The following is a 25,594-nucleotide window of genomic DNA, read 5'->3' as shown; positions in this document are numbered from 1 at the left end:
ATGCGGCGCTTTGGTATCCTGGCCACGACCTGTTGTATTTTGAAATGGTGTGAGCATGGCTAACGTCGAGGAACACGTGAATGCAACTGCTGAAAATGGCTTGAGTCGGCTCGATCTGGTTGGCGCTTCGGCCGGGGCGAGCGTTGAGTTCGATAGTCGTCCTCATTTCATTTCGAATTCGAAGACAACGGGCGACAACCTTCTGTCGGTGTTGCGTCGTCAGTTCGCGGATCTGGGGGAGAACGACACATTCGACTTCTGCGTCGCATTCGTTTCCGAGGGCGGCCTGACGTGTCTGGTGCAGATGCTCTCGGAGTTGAAGGCCCGGGGCATCAAAGGACGACTGCTCACCTCGACGTACCTTAACTTCAACAGCCCCGATGTGTATCGAAAGCTCTTGACGTACGACAATATCGAGACGCGCGTTTACCAGCAGAATCTGCATGCCAAGGGCTATATGTTCAATAGGTCTGGCCTGAACACCGTGATCGTGGGCAGCTCAAACCTGACGGACCGAGCACTGACCTGCAATCAGGAGTGGAATGTCCTCTTCCGTTCTTATAGTGCGGATGGTGCGGTCGGAGATTTGAAGCGCGAGTTCGAGCTGCTTTGGAATTGCTCGGAGACGGCGCCCCTTACCGAAACGTGGATCAGCCATTATCGCGAGTACATTTCGACCGCAACAGCACCCCGTTCTAAGGGCAAGGCCGCCTTTTCGGACGGCAGCACCATTGCTGTTCTTGGAGAAAACGAGGCTTCGAGCAAAAAGATCAAGCCGAATAAAATGCAGGAGAAGGCGCTTGAGGCCCTTGCTGCTCTGCACGAGCGACGTGATCCTCGCGCCCTGCTCGTTTCGGCAACGGGTACCGGAAAGACGTACCTCTCGGCCTTTGATGTGAAGGCGGCGGCCCCGGTCCGTATCCTGTTTCTGGCGCACAGGAAGCGCATCCTCACCGCATCAATGGCGAGCTACAAAAAGTTGTTGGGGGATAACTACACGTACGGCTTGTATAGGGCCGGTGGCGATGGAACTGAGTTTACCTGCACCTTTGCGATGTGTTCGACCATCTGCGGCTATCTTGACAAAATAGACGCCGAGCTGTTCGACTACATCGTCATTGACGAGGTCCATCGCGTAGGTGCGAAGGGCTACCAGCGCATTCTCGAGCACTTTAAACCAAAGTTTTGCTTGGGCATGACGGCGACCCCCAATCGAACCGACGGCTATGACGTCTTCGCCCTGTTCAACCATGTGATCGCCTACCAGATCACCTTGCAAGACGCTTTGCGCGAGGACATGCTCGCGCCGTTTCACTACTTTGGTATCGCCGACCTTGCCATCGACGAGGAAGAGCAGAGCGACTTCACGCTGTTTTCCAAGCTCACGAGCGAGGCTCGCGTGAACCACATCATCGATAAGATCGAGGAGTACTCGGTCAAGAAAGATGGCAGGAAGGGCCTGGTGTTCTGCAGCAGGCTGGAGGAGGCGCGTGAGCTGGCGAAGCAGTTCACCCAGCGCGGATATAAATCGGAAGCGATTGACGGCAGCGATAGCGATGCGGAACGAGATGAGGTGATCCGCAAGCTTGAAAGCGGCGAGCTTGAGTACATCTTTTCGGTGAACATTCTGAACGAAGGCGTCGACATCCCTGCGGTCAACCAGATCATCATGTTGCGCCGGACGGAGTCTTCCATCGTGTTCGTGCAGCAGCTTGGTCGTGGCTTGCGTAAGGCTGATAACAAGGAAAGCACGCTGGTTCTCGACTTCATTGGAAATTACCAGCAGAACTTCTTGATTCCCGTGGCCTTGTCGGGCGATAAGACCTACAACAAGGATCGTTTGCGCGCGATCGTAAAAGAGGGGAGCACGGTTATTCCTGGCGCCTCTACCGTGAGCTTCGACCGCGTGTCGGAGGGACGAATTTACCAGGCAATCGATCAGGGCGATTTTACCGCTGCTCGGTTTTTGAAGGACGAGTACCTTGGGCTGCGCCAGATGCTCGGCGCGATTCCCTCGTTGCTCGATTTCGATCGCAACGGATCGATCGACCCATTGCTCATCTTTAATAAATATGACTCTTATCACGGTTTTCTGTCTCGATATGAAAAGGCGTACGACGTCACATTCAGCGAGGCGCAGGAGAACATTCTCAAATTCGTTTCAAAGAAGCTCGCGAACGGTAAGCGCGCCGATGAACTGTATCTGTTGCGTGCGCTTCTTGCACGGGATGGGGCTTTTGCTGTTGTCGATGGCGGTAAGCAGTCGAGCACGGAGAGCCCTGTTGGCACGAGAGCGGCAGCTCTGAAGTCTGCAACGAATGTGCTTAACGGTGGCTTTTCTTCGCCGAATTGGTTCGTTTCTCTCGTCGAGGAGGGGGCCGATGGTGTCCTTCGCTGGACGGATGCGGCCCGTGCAAGTCTGCTGGATCCGGAGTTCAGGCGACAGTTGAATGAGGTCGTCGAATTCGGTATTCATCGCCATGAGGAACTTTACGCGCAGACATATCGGGATACGAGCTTCGTGTTGAACGCGAAGTATACCTATGAGGAGGTATGTCGCCTGCTCGGATGGGATCGAAGCGAAACGCCGCAAAACATCGGCGGTTATATGTACAACGAGAAGACGAATACGTTCCCGGTGTTCATCAACTACGATAAAGCGCCCGACATCAGCGACACCATCAAATACGAGGATCGTTTTGTCTCGGATTGCGAGCTCATCGGCATCTCGAAAAAGAGACGAACGCTTGCATCGAAGGATATTCAGCGGCTCATGGCATGGCCGGGTAACGGCATGAAAATCTATCTGTTTGTTCGCAAGAACACGAACGACAAAGGAAGTAAGGAGTTTTATTTCCTCGGCCAGATGCACCCAACGGGGCATTTCGTGCAGACGATGACGATCGCGAACGAGAACGCCGTCGAAATCGGCTATCAGTTGGAAACGCCCGTCAGGCGCGATATCTATGAGTACATCACGAGCGTGTTTGTTGAGGGCGACGAGGCATAAAGTCGGGGGCTCTATGCCAGGCTTGCCTCGATCGCCCCTACCACCTTGATGTCGGCCGGAAGCCAATCGACCGACCAGAGGTTGTCGAGGGGCAGCCACTTCATGTCTTCGTGCTCGGTATCGACAATGGTGCCGGAAACAATCGAGCAGACGAAGCAATCCATCGAAAGGTGGAAGGTGTCGTAGTCGTGCTCGGCGGTGTAGAGATGGCGTGCGACCTCGATATCGACGCTCAGCTCTTCTTTGATCTCGCGGATGCAGGCCTGCTCAGCAGTCTCATTGGGTTCGAGTTTGCCGCCGGGAAACTCCCAGCCGCCCTTGAACTCGCCATATCCGCGCTGGCAGGCGAGGATCTTATTGCCGTCTAGAATGATTGCCGCTGCTACATGGATGGTCTTCACGATGATGCTCCAGGGGTCGAGATCTTTTCGCACCGATTATAGGGCGTCTTAGATTGCTTGAGGTGTGGTCGATATAGTTTTGTCCGCACGGGGTCGTACCTTTAAGCCATGAAAACGGCCGTGCTCGCAAGGCGCGGTGCAGGGCTTGAAGGGGGTCCCATCATGTACGAGCCGTCTCGCAATCTGTTCTCGTTCCATATCGCCGGGTTCCAGCATCATGACGGTGCGCTGGTCCTGGGCGAGCTCAAGGCCGGCGACACTCTGGAGCTCGTGCCCGAGCGCGACAACCCTTATGACGCGGAGGCCATTGCGGTCAAATTCCATGGCACCATGCTCGGTTACGTTCCCGCGGACTCGGTGGGTCCGCTTTCGACCCTGTTCTTTTACGGGCATGGTGCTGCCTTCGAGTGCCGCGTGCTCCAGGTCGCCCCAGAGCGCAGTCCCTGGCATCAGGTTCGAGCCGCCGTATTCGTGCGCGACGCACGATAGAATGGTCGTTCTTGAGCTGCATTTCATGTAAATGGGTTGATGGCAGCTTTGACGGCGTGGGACGGCTTCTCGAATGCGATCCTCGCCGCACTCGGGATTGCATCTCGTATCGTATGGAGAGTTGCAGCTGAGCTGCCTTGTCGTATCTCGGGGTAGTGGTCAAACGAGTTATCAAACACGATAATGCCCGCTTATCGACGCTTTTCGCCGCCTGCGGGAAGGCCGCGCGGACCCCAGTTGCCGGTGGTTAGAATGGGCGTTGTGACTGGCGGTTTGGAGTATGGAGCAGCGTTTTGCTGCGAGCTGCTAGTCGTGAAAGGAGGGCGCTATGCGCGCACCATTTTCTAATGGGGGGGGGTCGTGGCTTAAGCGTGCTGCTTGCGGATTCGCTGTAGGTGCCGCGCTCCTGACCACGGCACCTCTGAACGCCTTGGCCTGCACGCAGGTATGGGTGCCAAATCAGTTCACGGCGAATGGCGACCGCTACGTCGGCCGATCCGAGGATTACGCGTCTCGCCACGTGAAGATCTTCGGTATTCAGGAACCCCAGAAGAACACGCGTTATACGTCCGACGAGTCCGGCTTTGACTGGACGAGCGACAAGACGTCGTATCGTTACACCTACGTGCGCGATCATCCGAGTGATTGGAACGACCGCTACGACGCGTATTCTGAGGCCGGCATCAACGAGCACGGCGTCTCCTGCTCTGCCACGCTGACCACTAATTACAACGCCGGCATCAAGAAGGTCGACCCTAGCACCGATACGGGTATTGGCGAGTACACCTACGCCGGCGTGATCCTGGGCGAATCCAAGACTGCACGTGAGGGCGTGGAGCTGCTCGGCCGTTTGATCGACGAGCAGGGTGCGAGCGGTCGCGATCAGATCACCATATCCGATCCAAACGAGACCTGGCTGTTCTGCGCGCTGTCCGGTCATCAGTGGGTGGCCTACATCATGCCGAAGGACCAGGTGTCTGTGAATCCCAACATGGGCAACCTGCGCTTTAAGATCGACCTGGACGATACCAAGACTTGCTTGCACTCCAAGGGACTCCTCTCGGTGCCCGAGGAGGCCGGCCTGCTCAAGACCTTTGAGGACGGCACCCCCGATATCGCCTCCACCTACGGCGTCTCCGATGCGGACCATAGCAGCGGTACCACCACCCGCTATGTCCAGGGTCGCCATTATTTCGATGCCCCGCTCGCTGCCGATCGCTACACCGTGGTGCCCGGCAAGGGCGTGATCAACCTCACCGAACCCACCCAGTTCTTCACGCCCGGTCGCGGCGGCTGGACCACTAACGAGATCCTGCGCTCGCTTGCAACGCGCGGCGAGGGCACCGATGTCGACGCCAACAAGGACGCCGCTTTCGGCGCCATCGGCAACAGCCGCACGGTCGAGAGCCACATGTTCCAGATCCGTGACGGCCTGACCGCCGATATCGCCACCGTGCAGTGGGAAGCGCTGTCCCGCACCGAGTTCTCCGTCTTCGTGCCGCTGTACTCCGCCCTCCTCACCGAGGTGAGCCCGTACTTTAGTGACCTTAGCTGCGATGCGTCCCATCAGGGCCCGGGCCAGAAGGACAACGTCGAGTGGGCCATGAAGGAAGAGCCTGAGAACTCCCTGTCCTTCGTCCTCATGGACATCAATACGCTCGCCTACAACAATCGCAGCACCATGGCTGCCGGTACCCGTGCCTACCTCGATGCCCTGCAGGCCCAGATCATCGCCCAGCAGGACGCCGTCGACGGCGTTATGAAGAACACGCCCGCCGAGGGCCGCACGGCGCTTGCTAACAAGGCCCAGATGGCCGTGGTCGAGCAGACCTATCTCAAGTGCGACAAGCTTCTCGACGAGATGCGCGCCTACATCAACGCCGGTGACTTCTCCAAGCCCTTCACTCCCTCCGACCTCAACGCCGAGGGCAACGGCCTGGTGGACCGCCTGGCGTATGCCGACGCCATCATCGCCCCGACCATCACCCAGCAGCCTGCCGGTGCCACGTATGAGCAGGGCGCCAAGGCCGTCGATCTCACGGTTGCCGCCGCTTCTGCAAGTGGAGCGGGGGAGCTCTCTTATGAGTGGTTTAACAAGGTGGGCGACGATCTGGTCTCTACTGGTGTAAAAACCGCTATTTTCTCCGTCGATACTTCCAAGGTTGGTGAGTTTGCATATCTCTGTCGCGTGGCCAACGATCAGGGCCTCGCTGTTGATTCCAATGTGGCGGTTGTGACCGTCAAGGCCCCCGCCGCGCCGGCCGATCCTAAGCCGGAGCCCCCGGCCACAACGCCGGATACCTCGAAGCCCTCGAAGAGGCCCGGTTCCGGATTACCCCAGACGGGCGATCCGCTGAGTCTTGTTGCCGTGTCTGCATGCGCTCTCGCGGGTGCGGGGGCGATTGGCTACGGCGTTCGTTCGAAGCGCCGCAATCTTCATGGTGAAGAGTAGCATCGCCGACTCTCATCGAAGATATTGCTGATGCGGTCAAAGATCAGCGCTAGTCTGCTGGCCCTGCGGAGACATGTCTCCGCAGGGCCGTTTTGATGTCTGCAGCGACGCGCTGGTGAAGGGCCGGCCTTTTGTCCGCACGGGCGGGTATAGTCTGACGGTAAGGAATATGCAGCGGCGTGTGTAGGGCGCACCCGGGCGTTGCGGCGGAGCGAGGAGCGCATATGAACCAGATCACGTGCCCCAAGTGCGGGACGGTCATCAATCTAGATGAGAGCGATTACGAGGGTATCGTTCGCCAAGTGCGCGACGACCAGTTTGTCCATGAGGTGGAGGAGCGTGCCGCCTCGCTGCGTCGCGAGCACGAGCAAGCCCTCGAGCTTGCCCGTTCTCAGGCCAAGGCCGAGCTCGACCGCGTGATGGCCGCCCAAAAGGCGGAGCTCCAGGAGGCACTCGCCCGTAGCTCGGCTGAGCTGCAGGAGGTCAAGGCTCGCAGTGCGTCAGAGTTGCAGGAGGCCCGTGCCGCCAGCGCTGCGGCCCTGCAGCAGGCCCAGTCTGCCGGCGCCGCTCAGCTCGCAAAGGAGCAGAGCGAGCGTACGGCCGAGCTCATGCGCGTCCGCGCCGAGGCGGATGCCCGCATCGCCGAGCTTTCCGCCAAGCTCGAGTCCGCCGTTGAGGAGCGCGAGTCGGCGGTGAGGGTCGCCGCCCAGCGCGAGCGCATGGTCGCTCAGCAGGACGCCGCCGATCAAAAGGAGGAGCTCCGCGAACAGCTGGCCGCGCGCGATGCGCAGATTGCCTCGCTCAAGGCCCAGTTGGATGCCGGCGCCACTCAGCGCGATCTTGCGGTGACGCAGGCGGTGACCGAGGCACGTACAACATTTGAGGAGGAGCGTGCCAAGCTCGCCCGCGACCTGGACGCCGCCCGCTTCGAGCTCTCCCATGAGCAGGAGGTCCGCGCCGCCGAGAAGCAGCAGATCGAGACCGCCCATGCGCTCGAGATCGAGCAGGCCCGCAAGAGCGCTCAGGACCTCATCCGCTATAAGGACGAGGAAATCGAGCGCCTGCGCGATATGAAGGCGCGCCTTTCCACCAAGATGGTGGGCGAGACCCTCGAGCAGCACTGCGAGACTCAGTTCAATCAGCTGCGCGCCACGGCGTTCCCGCATGCCTACTTCGAGAAGGACAACGACGCTTCCGACGGCACCAAGGGCGACTTCATCTTCCGCGAGTGCGATGAGGCCGGTAACGAGATCGTCTCGATTATGTTCGAGATGAAGAACGAGAACGACACCACGGCCACCAAGCACAAGAACGAGGACTTCTTCAAGAAGCTCGATTCGGACCGCAAGAAGAAGGGCTGCGAGTACGCGGTGCTGGTCACTCTGCTTGAGCCGGAGAGCGAGCTGTACAGCACGGGCATCGTGGACGTGAGCTATCGCTACGAGAAGATGTACGTGATTCGCCCGCAGTTCTTCATTCCCATGATCACGCTGCTGCGCAACGCTGCCATGAACGCGCTTGCCTACAAGCAGGAGCTCGAGCTCGTACGCCAGCAAAACATCGATGTCACGGAGTTTGAGGAAAAGCTGCTGGGATTCCAGGAGGGCTTCAACCGCAACTACGACCTGGCAAGCCGCAAGTTCCAGACGGCTATCGACGAGATCGACACTACCATCAAACACCTGCAGAAGGTCAAGGACAACCTGATCTCGAGCGAGAACAACCTGCGTCTGGCGAACGACAAGGCCCAGGGGCTCAGCATCCGCAAGCTTACCTGGGGTAACAAAACCATGAAGGCGAAGTTCGACGAGGCCCGCGAGGAGGCGGAGCGCGCTGCCCGCGAGGGTGTCACCGTCGAGGAGGCACCGGGCGCCGAGCCCGATCTTGCGGATAGTTGCGAGGTGTAACGAGCGATGGGGAAGAGTGAACCGCGTGTGACGGCCGATGCGCTGAAGCGCAAGCGCGAGCGCGAGCAGGAAATCGTAAGCCAGATGATCGCCTTGTACTGCAAGGGTAATCATTCCGCGCATGGTTCGGCGTCGCAGCGAGAGCGGGGCGGCGAGATACGGCAGATGCGGGAGGGGGCGGCCCTTCGGGAGCGGGACTCCGGGGAGCGGCGGGACCTCTGTCCCGAATGCGCCGAGCTCGAGGCGTATGCCCACGCGCGCAGCGAGCGCTGCCCGTTCATGGAGGAGAAGACGTTCTGCTCGAATTGCACGGTGCATTGCTACCGACCCGAGATGCGCGAGCGCATCCGCACGGTGATGCGGTATGCGGGTCCACGCATGCTCTTACATCACCCCGTGATGGCGATACGCCATATGATCGAGTCGCAGCGCGAACGACGGCGCGTCCGCTCATCGCGATAGAAGAAGCAATCTGGTCTCGAGCGAGAGCAACCTACGTCTGGTGAACGACAAAGCCCGGGGCTCAGCATCCGCAAGCTCACGCGGAATAACCCCACCATGAAGGCCGCGTTTGCCGTGGCCCGAGAGGAGTGTGCGCTCCCGGACCTCTACGCGTCCCGCTTGGGCGTAAGCGCAAAGGTCATCACGAGGAGCAACGCCGTGAAGGCGACGACGAACGGCCAGCGCGTGGGATCTGAGATGCTCGACAGGCCGATGGCGAGCGAGCTGGCGAGCGCGATGGCCGGCGCTGCGGCACGGCGGGCGCGCTTGAGCGCAGGGGCATCCTCGCGCAGCGCCCCACGCAGGGCCTCGATGTAGTACAGCGGCAGGATCAGCATGGTCATTGCCACCACGACCTCGGAGATGTCGCCGTTGGGGAGCAGCCCAAGAGTGCTCACCACCGTGTGCACCCCTACCCAGAACAACGTGGTGACGAGCGCGATCATGGCACTCACCACCGGGAAGCGCAGGGTCTGGTTCATGCGGCTCACGATGTGCTCGAACGGCATCATGTGGTGAAGCGCCAGGGACTGGGGCATGCGCAAGGTTGCGAGCACCATGCCGTTGGCACCTCCGAGTACGGCGATGAAGGCGATGACGTTGGGCAGCGCACCGGCTTGCTCGCCAAAGAGCTTGACGAACATGAGCGAGAGGCTGGCGTCGCCCGCCTCGATGACGGTCTGCGGGCCGAGGAAGCACGAGATGCCCACGAAGTACCCCAGATAGAGCACGAGGATGATGATGGGCGCGGCGACGAGGGCGCGGGGCAGGTTGCGCCGTGCGTCCTTGAGCTCGGGGGCGATGCTCACCGCGGAGCTCCAGCCGTCGAAGGCAAAGGCGATGGGCGCGGCGGCGGCGATCCAGACGGTGCCGGCGGCAGGGGCGGCGGCGATGTCGGAACTCAGTTGAGCGACCGGGTCGTTCACCATGAGGCCGATCGCGCCTACGAGCACCAGCGGTAGGGCCTTGGCCAGTGTGGTGAGGTTTTGGAAGTAGCCGCTCAAGGTGGGCCACAGGATGTTCCACGCGGTGCAAGCCAACAGGAAGACCAGGCCGATGCCCATCTGCCAGGCAAACGTCCCGGGCAGGTTGAAGGTCATGCACGCGTACACGCCCACAACCCAGCTGAGCACGGAGCAGACGACGGGCATGTACAGAAAGGTGAAGTTCCAGCCGATGAACGCGGCACGGCGCGGGCCCAGGAATTCCTCCGCGTAGGCGATCAGACCTCCGTGGCCGGTGGTGCGCGCGGCAAAGCGGGCCAGGGTGAGGCCGCCGAAGACGATGGTCGTGGCGGCGAGCAGCATCATGGCGACGCCGAGCGCGACGTTGCCGTCGGTGGCGATGAGGATGTTGTCGGACTTGAAGAAGATGCCGGAGCCGATGCAGATACCCACGATCAGACAGATCGCGGTGAACAGCGAGTAGCGCTTCACCGGGGCGGCATCGGCGTTGGTAGCGCCGCCTTCGGTGGCGGACTTGGAGGAAGATGTCATGGTTTCCTATCCTAGGCGTCGCATGCGGACGCTCATGTCGATGGGCTTGGCGGTGAAGGGCGCGGTGGTGGCGAGTCCGTCCACGCCGGTGGCGGCATATTCCCCCGCGTTTTCGGGGTTGACGCCCCCGGCGGCGATGATGGTGAGGCGCGGGTCGAGCGCGCGCAGGTTGCCCACCAGTTCGGTCAGCTCGTCGACCGCGACCTTGTCGAGCTGGACGCCGTCCACGCCGGCCCAGGCAACGGCCCCGCGCGAGGCGGCGCAGGCGCGTGTGCAGGCGGCGTTGTGCCATGCGAGGGCGAGCGCCTGTTCGGCGTTCACCTCGACGAACAGCTTCTTCTCGATGCAGCGTGAACGGATTTGGGGTAGCTGTTCGATGAACGCGTCGATACCTCCCATGAAAGAGAGGTGATGGTCGAATACGAGTACGGTCTCGGACAGGCCCAGGCGGTGGGGGAACGCCCCGCCCGCGATGGTGGCCTCAACGAGGAGGTCCTTCACGCCCGGCATGCTCTTTCGCGTGGTGAGGACCTCGCAGGACGGGTTGGCGGCATGCGCGGCGTCGACCATCGCACGGGTCTTGGTGGCCACGGCGGAAAGATGGTCGAAGACGTTGAGGCAGACCTTCCAGGCCTGATGGAGCTGGGCGGCGGTCCCGCCGATCGTCATGAACGACTGCCCGGCCTCGAGCGCCGTGCCGTCGGGCAGGATGTTGGTGACGACGCATCCGAGTTTGGTGGCGATGCGCGACGCGACCTCGCCTCCGGCGAGCACGCAGGCCTCGCGGGTGAAGTATTCCATGGCGCCGGCTTGAGTGCCGACGCCCAGAATATGGCTGGTCAGGTCGATATAGGGCACGTCTTCGGCGATGAGCTCGTCGATGCGCGCGTCGGATAGGGTGACCATCGGCCCTCCTTTTGAAGATTTCTACGGTGGAAATCGTATCATCACCGCACGATTCTCCTGCATCTATCACGCGGAAAAGGCATAATGCTGTGTAATATATGACGTCCCGCCTACAAGACGTCCCGTCGCGCTCGCTGCGCGTGCCCTTGAAAGGAGACCCATGGATCTGAACAAGCGCCCCGACGACATGGTCCGCATCACCACCCCTGAGCTCGCTCAGGCCTTCATCGCCGAGCAGGTCGCCGCCTGCCGCGAGCAGATCGGTGATAAGAAGGCCCTTCTGGCCCTGTCCGGCGGTGTCGACTCCTCCGTGGTCGCCGCGCTGCTGATCAAGGCCATCGGCAAGCAGCTCATCTGCGTGCACGTGAACCACGGCCTCATGCGTAAGGGCGAGTCCGAGCAGGTCGTCGACGTGTTCCGCAACCAGCTCGACGCCAACCTCGTCTACGTCGACGCCACCGACCGCTTCCTGTCCCTGCTCGACGGCGTTGCCGAGCCCGAGGCCAAGCGCAAGATCATCGGCGCCGAGTTCATCCGCGTGTTCGAGGAGGAGGCCCGCAAGGTCGGCGACGAGGTTTCCTTCCTCGCTCAGGGCACCATCTACCCCGACATCCTCGAGTCCGACGGCGTGAAGGCCCACCACAACGTGGGCGGTCTGCCCGATGACCTGCAGTTCGAGCTCTGCGAGCCCGTCCGCCTGCTGTACAAGGACGAGGTCCGCGTGGTTGGTCGCGAGCTCGGCCTGCCCGAGAGCATGGTCGAGCGCCAGCCTTTCCCGGGTCCCGGCCTGGGCGTGCGCTGCCTCGGCGCCATCACCCGCGATCGCCTGGAGGCCCTGCGTGAGGCCGACGCGATCCTGCGCGAGGAGTTCGCATCCGCCGGCCTCGAGGGCAAGGTTTGGCAGTACTTCGTGTCCGTGCCCGACTTCCGCGTTACCGGCGTGAAGGACGACAAGCGCCTCTACGAGTGGCCGGCGTTCATCCGCGCCGTCAACACGGTCGACGCTATGACCGCCGAGGTGCCCGAGCTCGACTGGGCACTCCTCAAGAAGATCGGCGACCGCATTGCCTCCGAGGTCGACGGCATCTGCCGCGTCCTGTACGACCTCACCCCGAAGCCTTGCGGTACGATCGAATTCGAGTAATCGGGTAATTGGGGACGGGCGCAAGTTGATCCCCATGAGGATTGACGATAATTCAAGCTCGAGCCCTCCCCGAATCCGGCTGTTGTTGATGCAGGGGGTTCCGCTTGCGATGAGCGGAACCCCTGTTCGCTTCCGAAGGGTAGTTCTGCCGCAGTTTTCGGCGACCTTGAACGTAGACGAAAAACCGCCAAGCGTTCTACCTGGGACTTTGGCGGGGTGCAATCGTCGTTGCTCACGAGGTGCTCGAAAACCGCGGCAGACCTTCGAATGGGTCTCTTTTGCGCTTGTGAAAAATCAATTCCTCTCAATTCGAGGGCCCTTCCGTGGCGATGATGACGCGACAGGGCCGGTCCCATATGGGATCGGCCCTGTTTACTCGACTGGTGATTGTGCTACACAAAGCTGATCTGCAGCTTTTTGCCGAGACCGTGGGCTATTTTGGAAAGCGTCGCCACCGAAGGATTGCCATTGCCATTTTCCAGCCTACAGAGATTGGCCGCCTTCATGCCGCAGCGGTCGGCCAGTTCCTTTTGGGTCAGCCCCGCGGCGATGCGCGCCTTCACGATGCTTTTCATGACTTCACGTTCGGTTTCCTGAGCACTCCATTCATGACGGAAGGCGGGGTCTTTGAGAGACTCATCAAGATGTTCCCTAAAGCCAGTCATTGTGCGACCTCCAGATCTCCCTGAACTTCTTTGCACGCTCTATTTCTTTTCTTGGCGTTCGCTGAGTCTTTTTCACGAAACCGTTGGTGACGATAGCGCGATTGCCAACAAAGAAGAAATAGAGGAGGCGGGTGATGTTCGAGCCTTGGGGTGTTCTCAGCTCGAAGATGCCATCCTCGAGATGCCGGGCAAATGGCATCGGTAGCCGTTCGCCATATTCTTCCAAAAGGAGCAGCCTCCCGAAAACTTTGGCTCTCATCTTTGGGTCGAGTCCATCGATGAACTCCCTTGCAGGTTGCCGTCCTTGATCGTCTTCGAAATACTGGACCTCCATTGCCATCTTACTCCTAAACTTATCACATATGATAATAATTGGCAAAACATACTATTTGAGACGAACACCTGTTCTAATTCTATAAGAACATATGTTCGTATACAAGTAGGCAATCAAATTGTGATTTCCAGTGAGAGGGAGTCTGGAACAATGAGGTGAGATCGAATAGACATTGCAGCATATTGTTCACCTTTGGCGTGTCTTTAGGGTCCTGCCTTTAATCTCCCAGGTGATGCTTGTGCACGCGCGCAGGAACGCGCGGTCGTGGCTCACCAACAGCAGCGCACCATTGAACTGTGCGAGCGCCCGTTCGAGCGCCTCGACCGAGTGCAGGTCGAGGTGGTTGGTGGGCTCGTCCATGATGATGAGGGAGGGGGCGTTCAGCAAACCGCGGGCAATCATCAGTTTTCGCAGCTCGCCAGGGCTGGTGGCAGCGCCTTCCAGGATTCGGTCGGGATCGGAGTTCAGTTGCGCCACGCAGCTGAGAACGCGTCCGCGGTCGATGGGGGAGAGGCGGCGGATGTTCCCCAGGACGCGCTCGCGCTGCTCGGGGCTCGGTTCCTGGGGGATGTCGAGGACCGAAAGCCGTCGGCCTCCTTTGGCGCCATCGCACGCGAGCAGCTCGCGTATGTGGTCGAGAAGTGTGGTTTTGCCTGCGCCGTTGTGTCCTATGATGCCGATGTGCTCGGTGTTTCCCACAAAGATCTCAGGTAGCTCGAGGGTTCCCGCCCCGCATGGGATACTGCCCGCGGGTATGTGAAGCACGGTTTTGCGAGCGCTGGGCTCGGCATCCAGGAACAGGTTGCCGTCATAGCGTTTGGGCGCATATGCCGCATGGACTCTGGCCTGGGCGCTTGCCATGCGCCCGTCCATCTGTCGCAGTAGCTTGCCTCGGGCCCCGTCCTGGCCCGAGACGATTGCGAGATCGATCTTGGCGCGGGCGCTTTTATCCTTGGGGTCGAGTCCTCGTTTCGAGCGCCTGGCATCCGCCCGCGCAGCCTCCTGGGCACGCTGCTCGCGCTCAGCGGAAAGGCGCGCGAGATGATCCTTCGCCCTCTTTCGTTCGTCTATCGCGGTCATTCGCTCGCGTTCCGCCTGGCTGCTTGCTTGCGAGTATCCGCCGGGGCGGATGACGATGTGAGTCTCCCCGCGGGGCCCACTTGCCTCGAACGACGCGCAGCGCGATGCGAGCGCATCCAGCAGTTCGCGGTCGTGACTCACGAGGATGCCGACGCCGGTGAAGCTGGCCAGCAGTCCTGTCAGTTGGGCACGGGCCTCGCGATCGAGGTGATTGGTCGGCTCATCCACTGCGAGCACATCGGGTCGCTGCCAGAGCGAGCAGGCGATCTGCAGTTTCTTGCGCTCACCGAAGCTGAGCTCGTCCCAGCGCCAGGGCATGTCATCGGTGAGACTCAGGCGTTTGCGGAGGCTGCGGGCCTCGCGGCCAAAGTCGAGCGCGAAGTCCGCGAGCGCATGAGGTGCCTCATCAGCTTCTTGCGGACAATAGACGGCGAAAAGCCCGTTCGATACGGTGCCGGAGTCGGGCACGATCAAGCCGCAGGCGAGGCGGGCGAGCGTGGACTTGCCACAGCCGTTGTCGCCCAAAAGCCCGGTCCAGCCTTGCGGGAAGGCGATGGTCACGTTATTCAAAATGGGGTCTTGCGCTGCGGGGTGCGTGTAGGTCACACGCGAGAGTGCGAGCTGCATAAAGACATCCCCTCCTTGTTCGATCGGAGGTCAACAGAATCGTTGAGGTAGATGTCTAAAAGCGCATGGTCGCCTTGTCTCTTCGCGGTGGTGCCCTCGCATGGGGCCCGAATCCATCGGGCGGGCGAGGGTGAGTGTAGCACGGCCGAAGCCGACGGTCCATCGCCTGGCCGACGGGCGCGAGATGGTTGGGTGCCCGACGCCCGCCCGGCAAGCGCCTACCGTTCGATTGGCTGATGTCTGAACGCGCTGCCTACTCCTCTGGATCCTCCCATGCGCGGTAGGCGATGCTCTGTCCGAGCAGCGCGGCGATTGCATCGAGGACATCGTGGTCGAGCCGGTAGTGCATCCAACGGCCGTCCTTGCGGGCACGGACGATCCCCGCATCTCGGAGCGCCGCCATGTGATGGGAGAGCGTGGGCTGCGAGATCTCGAGCTTCGAGAGGAGGTTGCAGGCGCACTGCTCCTCGCCGTCCCATAGCAGCTCGACGATGCGGAGCCGGTTGGGGTCGCCCAGTGCCTTGAGGTTCGATGCGAGCCGCTCGCGGTCGAACTCGCCGGCCACGATGCGGGCTCGGAGTCCGATGACGCGTTGCTGGATGGCGCGCATCGTGCGGAGGAACGCATCGTCGCCCTTGCCGGTTGGATCTTCCAGCCCCCAATCCTCACGGTACATCGCCGGTAGGGAGGGGCATTCAACGCCGCACCCCATGGTGATGAGGATGTCGATATCGGGCAGGCAGGTCAGGGATTTGGGCTCGAGGGAGGCAACGTCGAATTCGTATTCGCTTGCCAATAGACGCGCGGCATCGGGATTGACGATCTTCGCCGGGTGCGTTCCCGCGGAGCGGGCGAGCATGACGTCATCTGCGAATCGGCGCGCCATCGCCTCTGCGATCTGGCTCCGACAGGCGTTGTGCGTGCAGACGAATGCCACGACCGGCTTGCCCATATCCCCGAATCTCCCATCATCTACCTGCCGTAATAACATATCGACATATGTCTATATGATAACATATCGACAGATGTCTATGCGAAAATGGGAAGGTGGGGACATGGCGACCACGGAAGACAAGGTCTGGATCCACGAGACGTGTCTGGCGTGGCGGGGCGAAGATCCCGCGGCGCTGTTGGAGGCGCTTATGTCCGATGAGCGCTGTGCGGCGTTTGGGCCCGTGCATCATTTCCTGGTCGGCGCCTCGCTCCTCGCCTGCGCATGGCAGACCGTCCACCATGACGGCGTCGGCCTTTCCGAGGCGTTGACCGAACTCGACTCCCGTGCGGTTTGCGTACCGGGAGCTACATGCGCCAAGTGGGGCATGTGCGGCGCCGCGGCCTCTTGCGGCATGGCGTTTGCCGTTCTGGCCGGCAACGCACCCTTGCGCTCCGAGGGGTGGAGCGAGGGGCAGCTCATGGTCTCGGAGGTCCTGTCCGCCATCGCCCGGTCGGGGTCGCCTCGTTGCTGCAAACGCGATTCGCGCATCGCCGTTCGCACGGCCGTCCCATGGTTTAACGACTATTTTGGGTTGCGTCTCAAGGTCGGTGAGCAGGTGCCGGAGTGCGCCGTGGCGTCGTTGAACAAGGCGTGCCTCGGAAGCGAATGCCCTTACCACGCTTAAGTTCAAGAGGGCCTTGGGCGGCGTCTGAGTGCCGGTGGCTTGCGGCTCTCGTCCGAGCGATGGTCGCGCGCTTCTACCTCGGATGGCTTGTGAGGTGCCATCCATTGCAGTAGGGGCAGCGGTAGACTGAAAGGCCCCGGCGCCCGTGCTCGGCGCATGCGGCTATAGCGTTCTCCGCTTCCGCTTTGCTCGAGTAGCGGTTCTTGGACTCGCAGGCTTTGCGTCGGAGCGCGGCCTCGTGTTCGGCATCGAGACGATCTTCGCGTTCCCGCTCGCGTGTGAACAGGTCGCCCATGGCGTTTCCGTCGAACCCGGCCTCAAATGCCGCGCGCTGCTTGACGCGCGCCGATCTTTTGTTGCTTGCCACAGAGCCCTCCGTTCATCGAAAACAGGGCCGAGCGCGAATGTGCGCTCGGCCCGAGACAGTCGAGATGGCCCATCTAATGGTGGCAGGCGTGCTCCGGCCCCATGGCCTCGAGCTGCCCGGCGGCAACGCGCTCAGCGGCGGCGCCCACGGTGGGGGATTCGGCGTCGTGCAAGACAGTGATGCCGGCGGCGGCGAAGCCCTGCATGGGGCGCATGCCCATGCCCACGGCAACGATGGCGTCGATGCCCGCGTCGGCGAGGATTCTCACGGGTCGCATGCAGCCTCCCTCCTCATGCGGGGGATTGGCGATGGTGCCGTCGAGCGCGACGGCGCCGTTCTCGATGTTCAGGATCGTGAAGCAATCGGCGTGGCCGAAGTGGGCCGAGCGCTGGGCGTCCAGGCCGCCTTCGCCGACGGAGGGAACTGCGAGCTTCATAGGAATAACCGCCTTTCGAGAGAGCGCGCGTGCGGCGCGCAAAAGTGTTGACTCGTCTCATGGTAGCTCGTTTACGTGTAGAGGCTCACCTCGCCCCTTAGCTCGCAGCTAATGAAATGGCGCGCAGGGGTGGAGATAATGGGCGTCGCCGAAGTGGTTTGAAGGAAAAACCGCTGCAATGGGAGGGAAAACGTGGAAATTGAACAGCCGAAACAGCCTCGATCGGGGCTTGCCATCGCCGGCCTGGTGCTCGGAATCATCGCACTCGTGACATCTTTGATGCCGATCATCAACAACATGTCGTTTTTCGCCGCGCTTGTCGGGGCGGTTCTCGCCATCGTGGGCCTGGTTGCCTGCACGCGCGGCAAACGCGCGGGGAAGGGCCTTGCAATCGCTGCGATCGCCGTGAACGTCATCTCGGTCGTCGCGGTTATCGCCAGTCAAGGTATGTACAGCGCGGCGATTGACGATGCCATGAACGGCCCGCAGGCGGTGCGGGAATCGCAGGCCGAAGATGCGTTGGACGATGATGCCGGGGAGTCCAGGGCCGACGAGCCTGTCAGTGAGAAGAAGCTGTCGGTTGGCGCGTCCGTCGAGCTCTCGAACGGCATGACGATCTCTGTTGACGAGATCGTGCCGGGTCTGGCCAACTACGATGGCACGACCGTGACCGGCGTTCGCGTCACGTATTCGAACAATAGCGACGAAGCGCTCTCGTTCAACTCGTATGACTGGAAGGGGGAGAGCGCGAGCGGCGTTCAGAGCGATGCGACGTATTATTCCGAGGCGGCCGAAGAGCTCTCTTACGGTGACCTGTCCGCGGGCGGAACGGTGAGCGGTTATGTGTACTTCGAGGGGGACCTCGCGAATGTCTTGTACTTCTCGTCGCCGTTTGCGGATGGGCCCGCGGCGACATGGGGCATCGCGTAGGCAGGTTGCGCGGGCAGCGCTCGGGTCCATGTCGAGGGGCGGACAGCCCGAGTGCGCTGATTCCCGGCGGGGGTCCGCTTGCCGGACCGCCCCGATGGTTTGACGTGCCGGGCAAGGGGCGAATCGAAGGGTGCGCCCTTTGCCCGCAATGCATTTACAATGAGGACGGGAAAATGTGGTGGAGGAACGCATGACGGAGCGATTGACCGAGGAAGTGCTGCAGGAGCTGCTCGAGGCGCCGAGCCTCGACGGCTTTATCGGATCGCACGATTTTCCAGCTGCCACGCTCCCGGATTTTCTCGAGCACATGCTTCAAAAGAAGGGGCTCAAGCGTTCGCGCGTGGTGCGTATGGCGGACCTCAACGAGACCTTCGGATACCAGATATTCACGGGCGCGCGCAACCCGTCGCGCGACAAGGTGCTGCAGATCGCGTTCGCCATGGCGCTGTCGTTGCGCGAAACGAATCGGGCGCTTAAGGCGGCGGGCGCGAGCTCGCTCGACCCTAAGTGCCGCCGCGATGCGATCATCATCTTCTGCATCGATCAGGGCTGTTCGCTGCAAAAGGTCAACGAGGAGCTGTACCGCTTGGGCGAGAACACCGTCTGCTAACCGTCCGTACGGGCTGCTATGATGCTGCTCATGAAACACATGGGTGACATATCGGAGCGCCGGGCGCCCTTTGCTTCTGGCGATGGAGGGTCGGTGGCCGAAGGGGCGCGTGCGGCGATGAGCGGCTCCAGCGAGGCGGGCGTTTTGTCTGACGACGTTTTTCAGCGCGAGCTTGACGCGTTTGTCGCGCGTTCAGCTCAGGCCACCACGTGGCGCGTGGAGCGACTGCTCAAGCAATCGGATTTCGAGACGACCGAGCTGGTCGAGGGCGAACCCAGGGGGAGTGCTCCTGGCCGCTACATTCGGAAGCGCATCGACATGGTCGTCGGTGCGGGCGCCGTGTATCACGCGCTATGGGATGCGCAGCGCACAGGGAAATGTCCCGCTTGCGTTCCCCGGCTGATTGAGCTGGGTGTTCAAGGCGATGAGCTGACTGTGGTCATGGAGTACGTCGCGGGCAGCACGATCATGGAGCTCGTCGCCTCGCTCGGAGCTGGCCTGGCGACTGCCACCTTGATCATGCCCGGGCTCTGCGACGCTGTGGAACTGCTGCATCGGGCGTTTGAGCCTCCGTTGATCCACCGCGATCTCAAGCCGAGCAACGTGATCATGAGAGAGGGGAAACCGGTCATAATCGACTTTGGGGCCGCCCGTCAGTGGCGTGATGGCGCGAGTTGCGACACCACGCATTTTCTCACACGCTGCTATGCCCCGCCGGAGCAGTTCGGCTTCGGCCAGACCGATGAGCGAACAGACGTGTATGCGTTGGGTAAGGTGCTGTATTTCTGCCTCGTCGGCGAGAATCCTCCCAATGTGTGCGATGCGAGGGCTTGCGAGGCCGCGGGGATATCTCGTGGTCTTGGCGAGGTGATATGTCGTGCCTGCGCCTTTGATCCGGATGGCCGTTATGAGAGCGCCCGTGCGCTGGGTGATGCCGTGGAGGGCGCCCTGCTGTGTGCCGAGATCTGTGGGCAGGCGGTCTTCCGTGGCGGTGGGGGCTCTTTCTCGGTCGGTCCCGAGCGCGTCCGGAACGCCGATGCCCAACATCTCGCGGCTCATGCGGAGATGGGCCGCGTTGACGCCCGGTCAGATTCGTCTGCGATTCCCTCGTCGCGCACGGAACGCGCTTCAAGGTCGATTGCGTCCAAGGGGTGGGCGATGCTCGAGTCCCTCTCCACGAAACATCGGCGTCTGATGCGAATGCCTTTGGCGGTGTGGAATGCGCTGTTGGCAACGGGGTGCGCCTTGCTGGCTATTGGGTCCGTGATGGCCATCGTCTCTCCCAATGCCCATGATGCCCAACTTCCCCTATGGTTCAGGGTCCTTGAATATGTAGGCGTGGGGATGGTGTCCCCTGGGGCATTGGCCTATCTGCTGAGCGACAAGCGATTTTTACGGGCGCACATACCGGGCCTCGCCGGCATCGATCGTCGCAAGGAGGCGATGTGCGCCGCCGCGGCATTCCTGGTGGGAATCTTGGTGCCCATGGTGTTCGGCATGGTTGCGGGGCTCATCTAGGAGCTGAACGCCCACAGGTTCGCACACTGGCCAAGGATCCGGTCGAGGTCCCAGGGATGATCGCCGTTTTTCGCGCTGTTCGGGTCGCGCACCATGACCTGCCCATCGTCGGTTAGGCCTGCGAGCACGATGAAATGCCCCGTGCTGGTAAAGTCGCCGGGTCGCACGCTGCATATGATCGGCCGCCCCGCCTCGAGCTCGACACGGACGACGTCGGCGCTTGCAGAGAGTTCAGTACCGCGAAGGCCGAGCATCGTCGCGCCGTCCGTCATAAGCACCCATGCCGTCATGCCGTCGACGGTGAAGCCGTTTTGTTCGCTGAAGCGCGCCATTGCCGCGGGGTCGAGGTCGGTCTTTCCCGTGAGCGATATGTAGACCATGGAAAGGCAGGTCGGGCCGCATCCGTTCTCGTGGATGTTTCCTCCCGCATAGGGTTCGTCGGACCATTGGGGGTCGATTTGGTACAGGAACGGGACCTCTCCCTTGCGCCAGGCGTGCGTCGGCGTCGAGTGGGCGGTTTCCTCTTGAGGTGATGCGTTCCTTCGGCCCGTTCCAACATTCTGCTGCGTGAGCGATTGGGCTGCGAGAACAAAGGCGATTACGATGCCGAGGCCGATGATCGCCATATTTCCCATGCGCGATTTGGGTCTCCGTGCTCTCGGCGCCGTACCGGGCCTTCGATTGGCCGCGGCGAGCTTTCGCTGAGGTGCGCCGGTTCTCTGCGGTGCAGCGGCACGTCGTTGCCGTGTCCCGTGATCGGCTCGGAATCTGCCTCCCTCAAGGGGTCCGTCAAATTCCCTAAGAGGGCGCCGGTCGTCATTTCTCCCATAGATACCCATGGCTCAACTCCTTGGATGCTTGCTATGCCAACCATGATGAAGAGAGCCCCATGCGTTCCCGTGACGCCTGCGTGACAGGTTGGTCACGGTGCTTAACGGGAGGTTAAAAATGACTTAATACGGCGCATCGCCGGCCCAATGAGAGCGGGCCGGCGATGCACAGGAGAATCGATGGAAGGAACAGGGGTTAGCGAACGAGGTCCTCGATCACGCCGGCCCGGTAGTTCTTGAAGACGATGCCGTCGCCGTCTTGCGTGGCGTCCAGGTCGACGTCGGCCATGATGCCAAAGTCGTGATCGCCGTCCGAGTCGTGGAATACCTGGTGCACGTGCCAGACGTGATCGGTCTGCTCGTCCGATTCGTCGATTTCGAGGAACGCGGCGGATCGCGCATCGGCGTCGATGAGCAGGTCCTCGTGTGCTTCGTAGAATGCATCGAGCACGCGTGCCCAACGGCTCTCGCCGAAGCCCCAGTCGACGTCGAGGTCGCCGAGGGCGTCGGCACGGTCGAGGGCGGCCAGTCGCACGCGCTGGAACAGGGTGTTGCGAACCATGAGCGTCATGCCGCGACGATCGGCAACCACCTCGTCACCGTGCTTGATGGGTGCCGCACCCGGCTTCATGCCCGCGTTGGCCCATTCGTCCACAAGGCTCGAGTCGACCGAGCGCACCACAAGTCCCAGCCAGGACACGATGTCGTCGAGCTCCTCGGTGCGGCGCTCCACCGGGACGGTGCGGTCGAGCGAGCGATATGCCTCGGTGAGGTAGCGCAGCAGGATGCCCTCGCAGCGCGCGATCTTGTACTGCGCGATGTAGCTCTTAAAGTCGCAACCGGTCTCGAGCATGTCGCGCAGGACCGACTTGGGGCTGAGCTCGTAATCGTTTGCCCACGGGACCTGCGCGCAGTACGTGGCGAACGCAACGTCGAGCATCTCCTCGAGCGGCTTGGGGTAGGTGACGTCCTGCAGGCGGTCGAGGCGCTCCTCAAAGTCGACGCCCTCCGCCTTCATGGCGTTCATCGCCGCATCGCGGGCGCGACGTTCCTGCGCTCGCAGGATCTGCTTGGGGTCCTCGAGCGTCGCCTCAACCATGGAAATGAGGTCGAGGGTGTACGTGGGGCTCTCCGGATCCAGCAGCTCGAGCGCCGCGAGCAAAAACGGCGAGAGCGGCTGGTCGAGGGCGAAGTCCTCAGGCAGGTCGACCGTGAGGAAGTAGTTCGCCGCCCCGTCGAGGGGGTGGCCCGTCGCGGTGCCCTCCTCGACGATCACGCGGCTGACCTCGTCATTCGCGCCGTCCTCCTCATCGCGCTCGGCGTCGAGTGCCCTGAGCTCCTCCAGGTTCTCGGGTGCCTCGGTGAGCGAGACCGCAGGAATCGAATCGACGTTGCCGTTATCGGCATCCGCGTCCGCCCCGCAAGCCTCTCGGACCACGACACCAGCGTCGATGAGCGTGGCGAAGATCTCGGCGGCACGGCCCTTCAGCTTGGCCTTTTCCTCAGGGGTTTGAAGCGATGCGTCGATGAGCGTCAGCACACGCTCCCATGCGTCGCCGCCCTGCTCGACCTCCGCGAGCACCATGGAGTGCGTGATGCGCAGACGGGGCTTGAGGGTCTCGGGCTCGCTCTCGATCAGACGGGTGAAGGTGTCTTCGTTCCAGGTGACAAAGCCCTCCGGCGGGCGCTTTTTCTTGAGCTTCTTCATCTTCTTGGGGTCACCCATGGCCTTGAGCTCGGCCTTATGGTTCTCGATCTCGAACTCCGGCGCCTCGGCGATGACCACGCCCTCGGTGTCAAAGCCCGAGCGGCCCGCGCGCCCGGCGATCTGGTGGAACTCGCGCGAGCGCAGACGGCGCTGCTTGTAGCCGTCGAATTTCGTAAGACCGGTGAGCAGGACGGTGTGGATGGGCACGTTGATGCCCACGCCGAGTGTGTCGGTGCCGCAGATCACAGGAAGAAGGCCCTGCTGGGCGAGCTTCTCGACGAGCAGGCGGTAGCGGGGTAGCATGCCGGCGTGGTGTAGGCCCACGCCGCTCGAGATGAGATGCTTGAGTGTTTTGCCGAACGCCGTGGTGAAGCGCCCTCCCTTGATCGCCTCCTTGATCGCCTCGCGCTGCTCTTTACTGGCAACGCCGTAGCTCGCCAGTGCGCGGGCGGATTGCAGGGCCGCGTCCTGGGAGAAGTGCACGATATAAAGCGGTGAGTCGCCTTGGCGAAGCGCGAGTTCAACCGTCCCTTCCAGGGCGGTTTTTACGTATTCGTAGGAGAGGGGCACCGGGCGCGGAGCGTCGGCGATGAGCTCCAGGTCGCGGCCGGTGGTGCGGGTGAGGGTATCGCCGATGGCGGTCATGTCGCCCAGGGTGGCGCTCATGAGCAGGAACTGCGTGTGGGGCAGCGTGAGCAGCGGGACCTGCCAGGCCCAACCGCGGTCGGGGTCGGAGAAGAAATGGAATTCGTCCATGGCGACGCAGCCCACATCGGCGTCTTCGCCCTCGCGCAGCGCTTGGTTGGCAAGGATCTCAGCGGTGCAGCAGATGACGGGGGCGCCGGTGTTGATGTGCGAGTCGCCGGTGATCATGCCCACGTTGTCGCGGCCGAGGATGTCGACCAGGTAAAAGAATTTCTCGGAAACGAGAGCTTTGATGGGCGCCGTGTAGTATGCGCGCTGTCCGCTGGCCATGGCCATGAACATCATGCCGAGCGCGACCAGCGACTTGCCCGAGCCCGTGGGTGTGCCCAGGATTACGTTGCTGCCCGCGGCCAGAGAGAACAATGCATCTTCCTGGTGTCCCCAGGGCTCGATGCCGCGAGAGGAGACCCATTCCATGAATCGCTCGTATGCCTCTTCAGGTGTCAGCCAGGGTTCGGGCTCCAAGGCCTGTTCGGCTTCATCGGATTCCGGCTCCCACCAGCTAGGTGCGAGCGAGCCCAGGGAGCCGTGGGCAAAGGGGTCGGTGGAGTTGGTCGTGTCAGGCATATGCGTTCCGTTTCGTCGATGCTGCTGTGCCTATTATGACCGAACGCGGCGTGTTGGACGTGCGCTTGGAGTGCTGGGTGCAGGTTGTTGGTGGTTCGGAGTGTAAAAGCGAGCCGTTCAGGCCTCGATAGGGGGTCGCTAAATATACGAAATCACTGAAGTGGCCAAAATACCCTGATTGTGCGCTGAGCGAGCCCCGTCGGGAGGCATGTATATCCCTACCGCTAGAAAAATCCTGGGGTTTTGATATCGCCTGACGGGCAGTCCGTTTCAGCGCGGTCGTTGCCAACGCGGTCGCCCGATCGAATCCTGGGCATTTGTTGCGCGGCGTGCGCAGCTTCGCCGCACAATCAGGGTATTTTGACCATCATCGGGAAAACGTACGCCCATTACGCGGCAAACGAGAAAAAGATATGCAGCGGAAGCTTAATAGGTAATGGATTTATACATTTTGTCGCGCTGCGAGATGTTGGCGACGATTTCGAAGGTTGTCGACGGCGTAGCTCATGCCGTACGGGATATAGCCCTCGGCGAAAAGGTCCTCAGGCAGATAGTCGATGAGGCTCTGGGGCATATCGAGAGCGGATTGGAGCTGCTCGGGGGTGGCCGGCTTGCTCGCGGGCCTCGCATAGACCGCGTGCACAGTCGCACCCTGTTCGGTGAGGCGCTGCTCGTACTCGGTGATGGGCTGCTCGGGATGGGCGGTGCGATCGTCATGCGTGGCGCACGCCACTTCCCATCCAATGGCTTTGAACTGCGGCAACGAATACTCATACAGCGGCAGACTGTCGGTGCGAAGCGTGAGCATGCCGCCCTCGGCGATGAGCGACCGATACCCGTCGAGATGTTCGGCCGTGGTTACGCGAAGTCGCGCATGGCGGCGCTTGGGATGGGGCGTGGGGAAGTTGACGGAGATGCTCGAGAGCTCGCCGGGTGCGAAGATTCCGGCGAGGTTGGCGGCATCGCCGGGAATGACCAGCGCGTTTTTAAGGCCCAGGTCGAGAACGAGCTGGGCTGCGTGCACAACGCACACGGGCTCGCTGTCCATGCCGATGAACAGGGTGTCGGGGTGGCGCTGCGCCATGGCGGCGATATAAGCGCCCTTGCCGCAGCCCAAATCGAGATGCACATGATCGAAGCGCTCGACACCGCCCGGAATGAGCGGGCAGCATGCTTCGGCCCAACGGCCCCGGTACGCCGCAGCGCCGGTCTCGATGGCGTCGGACGCGCGCTCGATGCGCTGGTCGAGGACGAAGTTCTTGGGCATACGTGCGTGCATGGGGGCCTCTCGG

At 61.7% G+C, this 25,594-nt stretch carries 22 protein-coding genes; 10 read left to right on the top strand and 12 right to left on the bottom strand.

What is annotated here, in order from left to right; translation table 11 throughout:
• Nucleotides 1-55: 55 nt before the first annotated feature.
• Nucleotides 56-3,010: a DEAD/DEAH box helicase gene (locus AOBCEHNH_RS07300; RefSeq protein WP_152063752.1), complete on the top strand. Its 2,955-nt coding sequence runs from the start codon at nt 56-58 to the stop codon at nt 3,008-3,010.
• 11 nt (nt 3,011-3,021) lie between these two features.
• On the opposite strand, the gene AOBCEHNH_RS07295 is transcribed toward AOBCEHNH_RS07300, so the two are convergent.
• Complete coding sequence (locus AOBCEHNH_RS07295) at nt 3,022-3,444, bottom strand: (deoxy)nucleoside triphosphate pyrophosphohydrolase (RefSeq protein WP_226803351.1); 423 nt, start codon at nt 3,442-3,444, stop codon at nt 3,022-3,024.
• Between the two features lie 129 nt (nt 3,445-3,573).
• On the opposite strand from AOBCEHNH_RS07295, the gene AOBCEHNH_RS07290 reads away from it, so the two are divergent.
• The 4 genes from AOBCEHNH_RS07290 (at nt 3,574) to AOBCEHNH_RS07275 (ending at nt 8,721) form a co-directional block, all read left to right on the top strand.
• Nucleotides 3,574-3,900 (top strand): HIRAN domain-containing protein, encoded by a 327-nt coding sequence (locus AOBCEHNH_RS07290; RefSeq protein ID WP_152063751.1) that lies wholly within the window; start codon nt 3,574-3,576, stop codon nt 3,898-3,900.
• A gap of 328 nt (nt 3,901-4,228) precedes the next feature.
• Nucleotides 4,229-6,352: a dipeptidase gene (locus AOBCEHNH_RS07285; protein WP_152063750.1), complete on the top strand. Its 2,124-nt coding sequence runs from the start codon at nt 4,229-4,231 to the stop codon at nt 6,350-6,352.
• Nucleotides 6,353-6,576: 224 nt separating this feature from the next.
• On the top strand, nt 6,577-8,259 hold the full coding sequence (locus AOBCEHNH_RS07280; protein ID WP_152063749.1) for a DUF2130 domain-containing protein: 1,683 nt from the start codon (nt 6,577-6,579) through the stop codon (nt 8,257-8,259).
• A 6-nt stretch (nt 8,260-8,265) separates the two neighbouring features.
• Entirely contained in the window at nt 8,266-8,721 is a 456-nt protein-coding gene (locus AOBCEHNH_RS07275) for a nitrous oxide-stimulated promoter family protein (protein WP_152063748.1), read from the top strand.
• A gap of 146 nt (nt 8,722-8,867) precedes the next feature.
• On the opposite strand, the gene AOBCEHNH_RS07270 is transcribed toward AOBCEHNH_RS07275, so the two are convergent.
• Together AOBCEHNH_RS07270 and modD are read right to left on the bottom strand one after the other, a co-directional pair.
• Complete coding sequence (locus tag AOBCEHNH_RS07270) at nt 8,868-10,256, bottom strand: APC family permease (RefSeq protein ID WP_152063747.1); 1,389 nt, start codon at nt 10,254-10,256, stop codon at nt 8,868-8,870.
• Nucleotides 10,257-10,262: 6 nt separating this feature from the next.
• Complete coding sequence (gene modD, locus AOBCEHNH_RS07265) at nt 10,263-11,162, bottom strand: ModD protein (RefSeq protein ID WP_152063746.1); 900 nt, start codon at nt 11,160-11,162, stop codon at nt 10,263-10,265.
• A gap of 160 nt (nt 11,163-11,322) precedes the next feature.
• Here modD and guaA point away from each other — a divergent pair, with 160 nt between their 5' ends.
• Nucleotides 11,323-12,306, top strand: a complete 984-nt coding sequence (gene guaA, locus AOBCEHNH_RS07260; protein ID WP_152063745.1) for a glutamine-hydrolyzing GMP synthase — start codon at nt 11,323-11,325, stop codon at nt 12,304-12,306.
• Between the two features lie 392 nt (nt 12,307-12,698).
• On the opposite strand, the gene AOBCEHNH_RS07255 is transcribed toward guaA, so the two are convergent.
• The 4 genes from AOBCEHNH_RS07255 to AOBCEHNH_RS07240 all read right to left on the bottom strand — a co-directional run bounded on the left by AOBCEHNH_RS07255 (nt 12,699) and on the right by AOBCEHNH_RS07240 (nt 15,964).
• On the bottom strand, nt 12,699-12,881 hold the full coding sequence (locus AOBCEHNH_RS07255) for a helix-turn-helix domain-containing protein (RefSeq protein ID WP_226803350.1): 183 nt from the start codon (nt 12,879-12,881) through the stop codon (nt 12,699-12,701).
• A 76-nt stretch (nt 12,882-12,957) separates the two neighbouring features.
• Nucleotides 12,958-13,311 (bottom strand): type II toxin-antitoxin system RelE/ParE family toxin, encoded by a 354-nt coding sequence (locus tag AOBCEHNH_RS07250; protein ID WP_152063744.1) that lies wholly within the window; start codon nt 13,309-13,311, stop codon nt 12,958-12,960.
• Between the two features lie 180 nt (nt 13,312-13,491).
• A complete protein-coding gene (locus AOBCEHNH_RS07245) occupies nt 13,492-15,012 on the bottom strand; it encodes an ATP-binding cassette domain-containing protein (protein WP_152063743.1) in 1,521 nt (506 codons plus the stop codon).
• A 253-nt stretch (nt 15,013-15,265) separates the two neighbouring features.
• Nucleotides 15,266-15,964, bottom strand: coding sequence for a metalloregulator ArsR/SmtB family transcription factor (locus AOBCEHNH_RS07240; RefSeq protein WP_152063742.1), 699 nt, complete (start codon nt 15,962-15,964; stop codon nt 15,266-15,268).
• Between the two features lie 103 nt (nt 15,965-16,067).
• Between AOBCEHNH_RS07240 and AOBCEHNH_RS07235 the strand changes: the two genes are divergently transcribed.
• Nucleotides 16,068-16,631, top strand: a complete 564-nt coding sequence (locus tag AOBCEHNH_RS07235) for a DUF5714 domain-containing protein (RefSeq protein ID WP_152063741.1) — start codon at nt 16,068-16,070, stop codon at nt 16,629-16,631.
• Nucleotides 16,632-16,704: 73 nt separating this feature from the next.
• On the opposite strand, the gene AOBCEHNH_RS07230 is transcribed toward AOBCEHNH_RS07235, so the two are convergent.
• Together AOBCEHNH_RS07230 and AOBCEHNH_RS07225 are read right to left on the bottom strand one after the other, a co-directional pair.
• Entirely contained in the window at nt 16,705-16,998 is a 294-nt protein-coding gene (locus tag AOBCEHNH_RS07230) for a hypothetical protein (protein WP_152063740.1), read from the bottom strand.
• 73 nt (nt 16,999-17,071) lie between these two features.
• On the bottom strand, nt 17,072-17,434 hold the full coding sequence (locus tag AOBCEHNH_RS07225; RefSeq protein WP_152063739.1) for a NifB/NifX family molybdenum-iron cluster-binding protein: 363 nt from the start codon (nt 17,432-17,434) through the stop codon (nt 17,072-17,074).
• Between the two features lie 192 nt (nt 17,435-17,626).
• On the opposite strand from AOBCEHNH_RS07225, the gene AOBCEHNH_RS07220 reads away from it, so the two are divergent.
• From AOBCEHNH_RS07220 to AOBCEHNH_RS07210, 3 genes are all read left to right on the top strand, one after another.
• Entirely contained in the window at nt 17,627-18,364 is a 738-nt protein-coding gene (locus AOBCEHNH_RS07220; protein WP_226803349.1) for a DUF4190 domain-containing protein, read from the top strand.
• Between the two features lie 190 nt (nt 18,365-18,554).
• Entirely contained in the window at nt 18,555-18,974 is a 420-nt protein-coding gene (locus AOBCEHNH_RS07215; protein WP_152063738.1) for a helix-turn-helix domain-containing protein, read from the top strand.
• A gap of 93 nt (nt 18,975-19,067) precedes the next feature.
• Nucleotides 19,068-20,492 (top strand): serine/threonine protein kinase, encoded by a 1,425-nt coding sequence (locus AOBCEHNH_RS07210; RefSeq protein WP_193221223.1) that lies wholly within the window; start codon nt 19,068-19,070, stop codon nt 20,490-20,492.
• Here AOBCEHNH_RS07210 and AOBCEHNH_RS07205 read toward each other — a convergent pair.
• The 3 genes from AOBCEHNH_RS07205 to trmB form a co-directional block, all read right to left on the bottom strand.
• Nucleotides 20,489-21,127: a C39 family peptidase gene (locus AOBCEHNH_RS07205; protein WP_226803348.1), complete on the bottom strand. Its 639-nt coding sequence runs from the start codon at nt 21,125-21,127 to the stop codon at nt 20,489-20,491. The genes AOBCEHNH_RS07210 and AOBCEHNH_RS07205 overlap by 4 nt on opposite strands.
• A 391-nt stretch (nt 21,128-21,518) precedes the next feature.
• Nucleotides 21,519-24,302: a DEAD/DEAH box helicase gene (locus tag AOBCEHNH_RS07200; RefSeq protein WP_152063736.1), complete on the bottom strand. Its 2,784-nt coding sequence runs from the start codon at nt 24,300-24,302 to the stop codon at nt 21,519-21,521.
• Nucleotides 24,303-24,744: 442 nt separating this feature from the next.
• Nucleotides 24,745-25,581, bottom strand: coding sequence for a tRNA (guanosine(46)-N7)-methyltransferase TrmB (gene trmB / locus AOBCEHNH_RS07195; RefSeq protein ID WP_226803347.1), 837 nt, complete (start codon nt 25,579-25,581; stop codon nt 24,745-24,747).
• Nucleotides 25,582-25,594: the final 13 nt, after the last annotated feature.

The organism is Collinsella intestinalis (assembly GCF_902501455.1).
Classification (GTDB): domain Bacteria; phylum Actinomycetota; class Coriobacteriia; order Coriobacteriales; family Coriobacteriaceae; genus Collinsella; species Collinsella intestinalis.
This window is presented reverse-complemented; position numbering and strand designations above follow the sequence as displayed.

Bases quoted from the DNA above. Each gene is read 5' to 3' on its own strand.
- AOBCEHNH_RS07300 (WP_152063752.1), top strand. From the start codon at position 56: ATGGCTAACGTCGAGGAACACGTGAATGCAACTGCTGAAAATGGCTTG.
- AOBCEHNH_RS07290 (WP_152063751.1), top strand. From the start codon at position 3,574: ATGTACGAGCCGTCTCGCAATCTGTTCTCGTTCCATATCGCCGGGTTC.
- AOBCEHNH_RS07285 (WP_152063750.1), top strand. From the start codon at position 4,229: ATGCGCGCACCATTTTCTAATGGGGGGGGGTCGTGGCTTAAGCGTGCT.
- AOBCEHNH_RS07280 (WP_152063749.1), top strand. From the start codon at position 6,577: ATGAACCAGATCACGTGCCCCAAGTGCGGGACGGTCATCAATCTAGAT.
- AOBCEHNH_RS07275 (WP_152063748.1), top strand. From the start codon at position 8,266: ATGGGGAAGAGTGAACCGCGTGTGACGGCCGATGCGCTGAAGCGCAAG.
- AOBCEHNH_RS07270 (WP_152063747.1), bottom strand. From the start codon at position 10,256: ATGACATCTTCCTCCAAGTCCGCCACCGAAGGCGGCGCTACCAACGCC.
- modD (WP_152063746.1), bottom strand. From the start codon at position 11,162: ATGGTCACCCTATCCGACGCGCGCATCGACGAGCTCATCGCCGAAGAC.
- guaA (WP_152063745.1), top strand. From the start codon at position 11,323: ATGGATCTGAACAAGCGCCCCGACGACATGGTCCGCATCACCACCCCT.
- AOBCEHNH_RS07255 (WP_226803350.1), bottom strand. From the start codon at position 12,881: ATGAAAAGCATCGTGAAGGCGCGCATCGCCGCGGGGCTGACCCAAAAG.
- AOBCEHNH_RS07250 (WP_152063744.1), bottom strand. From the start codon at position 13,311: ATGGCAATGGAGGTCCAGTATTTCGAAGACGATCAAGGACGGCAACCT.
- AOBCEHNH_RS07245 (WP_152063743.1), bottom strand. From the start codon at position 15,012: ATGCAGCTCGCACTCTCGCGTGTGACCTACACGCACCCCGCAGCGCAA.
- AOBCEHNH_RS07240 (WP_152063742.1), bottom strand. From the start codon at position 15,964: ATGGGCAAGCCGGTCGTGGCATTCGTCTGCACGCACAACGCCTGTCGG.
- AOBCEHNH_RS07235 (WP_152063741.1), top strand. From the start codon at position 16,068: ATGGCGACCACGGAAGACAAGGTCTGGATCCACGAGACGTGTCTGGCG.
- AOBCEHNH_RS07225 (WP_152063739.1), bottom strand. From the start codon at position 17,434: ATGAAGCTCGCAGTTCCCTCCGTCGGCGAAGGCGGCCTGGACGCCCAG.
- AOBCEHNH_RS07215 (WP_152063738.1), top strand. From the start codon at position 18,555: ATGACGGAGCGATTGACCGAGGAAGTGCTGCAGGAGCTGCTCGAGGCG.
- AOBCEHNH_RS07205 (WP_226803348.1), bottom strand. From the start codon at position 21,127: ATGGGAAATATGGCGATCATCGGCCTCGGCATCGTAATCGCCTTTGTT.
- AOBCEHNH_RS07200 (WP_152063736.1), bottom strand. From the start codon at position 24,302: ATGCCTGACACGACCAACTCCACCGACCCCTTTGCCCACGGCTCCCTG.
- trmB (WP_226803347.1), bottom strand. From the start codon at position 25,581: ATGCACGCACGTATGCCCAAGAACTTCGTCCTCGACCAGCGCATCGAG.